General features: G+C 71.9%; 3 protein-coding genes. All 3 read right to left on the bottom strand.

Features of this window, described 5'->3' with window-relative positions:
- Positions 1-162: 162 nt before the first annotated feature.
- On the bottom strand, positions 163-1,854 hold the full coding sequence (gene aceB, locus AC1DY2_RS16280; protein WP_476763366.1) for a malate synthase A: 1,692 nt from the start codon (positions 1,852-1,854) through the stop codon (positions 163-165).
- 45 nt (positions 1,855-1,899) lie between these two features.
- On the bottom strand, positions 1,900-3,237 hold the full coding sequence (aceA, locus tag AC1DY2_RS16275) for an isocitrate lyase (protein ID WP_476763365.1): 1,338 nt from the start codon (positions 3,235-3,237) through the stop codon (positions 1,900-1,902).
- Between the two features lie 306 nt (positions 3,238-3,543).
- The coding region (locus tag AC1DY2_RS16270) for an NAD-dependent epimerase/dehydratase family protein (protein ID WP_476763364.1) at positions 3,544-4,282 on the bottom strand (739 nt) is incomplete at its 5' end.

The following is a 4,282-nucleotide window of genomic DNA, read 5'->3' as shown; positions in this document are numbered from 1 at the left end:
CGCCCGAGGGCGGCAGCGACGTGGGCGTGCCCCTCCGCTGAGCGAACGCGTGCCGCTGCGCTGAGCGGCGGATGCCGCGACGAAGCGGATGCCGCGGGGTCCCGCCCGCGGCATCCGCTCGCCATGCTCGGCTCGGCTCGGCTCGGCTCGGTTCGATCCGGTTCAGAGGAACCGCGCGTACGCCCCCACCGTGAGGAACGTCGGGAACTCGGGCTCGAGCGCCACGGTGCGGAACACCGAGATCGCGTCGTCGAACCGGTCGCCCTCGAACCGCGGCAGCTCGGCGACGGCCGCGGCCATGATGCGCACGATCGAGGTCTGGTCGATGCGCGTGCCCTCGGCGGTGACGGTGTTGTCGTGCAGCCACTGCCACACCTGCGAACGCGAGATCTCGGCCGTGGCGGCGTCCTCCATGAGGTTGTCGATCGCCGCGGCACCCGTGCCGCGCAGCCACGACTCGATGTAGCGGATCGCGATCGAGATGTTGTCGTGCACGCCGGCCTCGGTGACCTCGCCGCCGATCGACGGGATGTCGAGCAGCTGCGCCGCGGTCACCTCGACGTCGTCGCGCAGGCGGTCGACCTGGTTGGGCCGGTCGCCGAGCACGGCGTCGAACTCCGCACGCGCCGTCGGGATGAGGTCGGGGTGCGCGACCCACGTGCCGTCGAAGCCGTCGGATGCCTCGCGGCGCTTGTCGGCGGACACCGCCGCGAGCGCGCGCTCGGTGACCTCGGCGTCGCGGCGGTTCGGGATGAACGCACTCATGCCGCCGATCGCGTGCGCGCCGCGCTGGTGGCAGGTCGCGACGAGCAGTTCGGTGTAGGCGCGCATGAACGGCACGGTCATGGTGATCGACCTACGGTCGGGCATCACCCAGCGACGACCCCGCGAGCGGAAGGTCTTCACGATCGAGAAGATGTAGTCCCAGCGGCCGGCGTTCAGGCCCGCGCAGTGGTCGCGCAGCTCGTAGAGGATCTCGTCCATCTGGAATGCGGCCTGGATCGTCTCGATGAGCACGGTCGCGCGGATCGTGCCCTGCGGAATGCCGAGCGCGTCCTGTGCGTACACGAAGATGTCGTTCCAGAGCTTCGCCTCGCGATGCGACTCGAGCTTCGGGAGGTAGAAGTACGGCCCGCGTCCGCTGTCGATGAGACGCTGCGCATTGTGGAAGGCGTACAGCCCGAAGTCGACGAGCGAGCCCGAGGCGTGCATCGCCCGGCCGGCGCGGTCGTGGAACCGCAGGTGCTTCTCCACGAGGTGCCAGCCGCGCGGGCGCATCACGACGGTGGGCGTCTCGGCCGCCGTGACGCGGTAGTCCCGCCCCTCGGGGCTCGTGTACTCGAGGGTCCCCCGCACGAAGTCGAACAGGGTCAGCTGCCCCTCCACCACGTTGGCCCAGGTGGGGCTCGTGGCATCCTCCTGGTCGGCGAGCCACACCTTCGCGCCCGAGTTCAGGGCGTTGATCGCCATCTTGCGGTCGGTCGGGCCGGTGATCTCGACGCGACGGTCCTCGAGCCCCGGTGCCGTGCCGGCGACGCGCCACGACGGGTCATTGCGGATCCACGTCGTCTCGGGCAGGAACCTCGGGTCGCGGCCGTTCGCCGCGTCGACGCGGGTCTGCAGCCGCACGGCGAGCAGGTCGTGCCGGGTGTGCGCGAACCGGTCGTGCAGCTCGGCGAGGAACCGCAGCGCCTCGGGCGTGAGGATCTCCTCGTACCGCTCGCCGAGCGGGGCCGTCACCTCGATGCGCGGCTCATGGGTGCGGAAGCTCGCGGTGGCGGGAGCGGGTTCGGTGGGTTCGGTGCGGTGTGCGGATGCCGCGGCATCCGTTCGCTCGATGGTCAGGGTGTTCATGATGTCGTCTCCTCGGGGAGTCGGTCGGTCAGTGGAATCAGTGGGTCAGTGGTTGAACTGGTCTTCCTCGGTCGATCCGACGAGGGCGAGCGTGGCGCTGGTGGGGTTCAGCGCGGTGGCGATCTGGTCGAAGTACCCGGTGCCGACCTCGCGCTGGTGGCGCGTCGCGGTGTATCCGGATGCCTCCGAGGCGAATTCCGCCTCCTGGAGTTCGACGTAGGCGCTCATGTGCCGCTCGTTGTAGTCCTTGGCGAGCGTGAACATGGAGTGGTTGAGGGCGTGGAAGCCCGCGAGGGTGATGAACTGGAACGCGTAGCCCATGGCCGCGAGCTCGCGCTGGAAGGTCGCGATCTGGGCGTCGTCGAGGTGGCGCTTCCAGTTGAACGACGGCGAGCAGTTGTAGCTCAGGCGCTTGCCGGGGAACTTCGCGTGCACGGCCTCGGCGAAGCGGCGCGCGAGGTCGAGGTCGGGCTCGGCCGACTCGACCCAGAGCAGGTCGGCGTACTCGGCGTACGCGAGGCCGCGGGCGATGACCGGCTCGATGCCGTTCTGCACCTCGTAGAACCCCTCGGCGGTGCGCTCACCGGTGACGAAGGGGCGGTCGCGCTCGTCGTGGTCGCTCGTCAGCAGCGTCGCGGCGAGCGCGTCGGTGCGGGCGATGATGATCGACGGCACGCCGGCGACATCCGCCGCCAGCCGCGCCGCGTTGATCGTGCGGATGTGCTGCGACGTCGGGATGAGCACCTTGCCGCCCATGTGGCCGCACTTCTTCTCGCTCGCGAGCTGGTCCTCCCAGTGCACGCCGGCCGCGCCCGCCTCGATCATCTGGTGCATGAGCTCGTACGCGTTGAGCGGGCCGCCGAAGCCGGCCTCGGCGTCGGCGACGATCGGAGCCATCCAGTCGGAGATGCCGGTCTGCGCCTCGCTGCCCTGCTCGATCTGGCCGGCGCGGAGGAGCGCGTTGTTGATGCGGCGCACCACGGCGGGGACTGAGTTGGCGGGGTAGAGCGACTGGTCAGGGTAGGTCTGGCCGCTGAGGTTCGCGTCGGCCGCGACCTGCCAGCCGCTCAGGTAGATCGCCTTCAGGCCAGCGCGCACCTGCTGCACGGCCTGGTTGCCGGTGAGGGCGCCGAGCGCGGCCGACCACTGTGGTTCCTCCTGCGGAGCGAACGCCGTGCCGGTGTTCTGCTGGAGGTCCTGCCAGAGCCGCTCAGCGCCGCGGCGGGCCAGCGTGCGCTCCTCGCGGACGGGGCCGCGCAGGGCGATGACGTCCTCGGCGGTGTAGTCGCGGCGGACGCCGTCCCAGCGGGGGTTCGCGTCCCATTCGAGCTGGAGCTCGGCCGCGGTCTGGGTCTGGTCGCCTGGGCGGTTCGGGGTGCTCATCGGGGTGCTCCTTCGGTGCAGCGTGCGGATGCGTGGGTGCCCCCGTCGTGACGCCGGCTGCGGCGCCGTCCGTGGGGCGGTGCATCCACTCTGCGGGCCTCGGCACCCCTGCCGACGGCGATCCCGGGGGTGAACTTCCCCGGTTCTTCCGCACGGCGGAAGAACCGCGCCCACCCGGGCCACCCTCGCCCGACCCCACCCGGCGCGCGCCCGCCGAAATGCAGGAAGATCCGGCGCCCGAGCGGCGCGGCGGCGCCAGCACCGCGGCGTGTCACCCGGATGTTCCTACATTTCGGTGCGCGGTGCTCAGGCGGCGGATGCCTCGCGCGCGGCCTGCACGTCCTCGATCACGCTCGCGTGCTCGGGCACCCAGCCCAGCCCGCGGGCGACGCGGCCCGTGGCGGCCTGGCCGAGGAGCAGCGCGTCGGCGAAGTCCGAGCCCAGGCGCTCACGCGAGGCATCCGGAGTCTCGGGCGCGACGCCGGCGGCGCCGACCACCTCCGCGACCGCCTCGGCGAGCGCCCGCACCGTCGTCGGCGAACCGTCGGACCCGATGACGCGACCACGCACGCCGGCTGCCTCGACGACCGCGAGGTAGAGGCGGGCGAGGTCGTCGACATGCACGAACGTCCACTGCTGCGACCCGTCGCCGACGAGCCGGAGCGCGCCGGCATCGGTGCGCGCGGCCTCGGCGATGAGCGACGGCACGAGCCCGCCGTCATGTCCGTACACGATGCCCGGGGCCACGATCGCCGCGTCGACGCCGGACGCGAGCAGCCGCTCCTCGAGCGGCACCCGCCAGGCGACGAGCTGCGGCGGGTCGAGGGCCGCGTCGTCGGCGAGGTCGCCGCCGGCGCCGTACTCCCAGATGCCGCTCGTCAGCACGAAGCGGCGCCCGCCGTCGCCGTACGCCCGGATGGCCGCCTCGATCACGGCGTCGTTGAAGGCGGGCGCCCCGTGCTCGGGGGCAGCCGTGTGGATCGCGGCATCCGACTCGGCGAGCCTCGAGGTGAACCAGCCGACGTCGGTCACGTCGCCCTGCACC

The organism is Agromyces sp. P1_H4 (genome assembly GCF_056405255.1).
The sequence above is the reverse complement of the archived record's forward strand: the minus strand, read 5'-3'. Positions and strand labels throughout refer to the sequence as shown.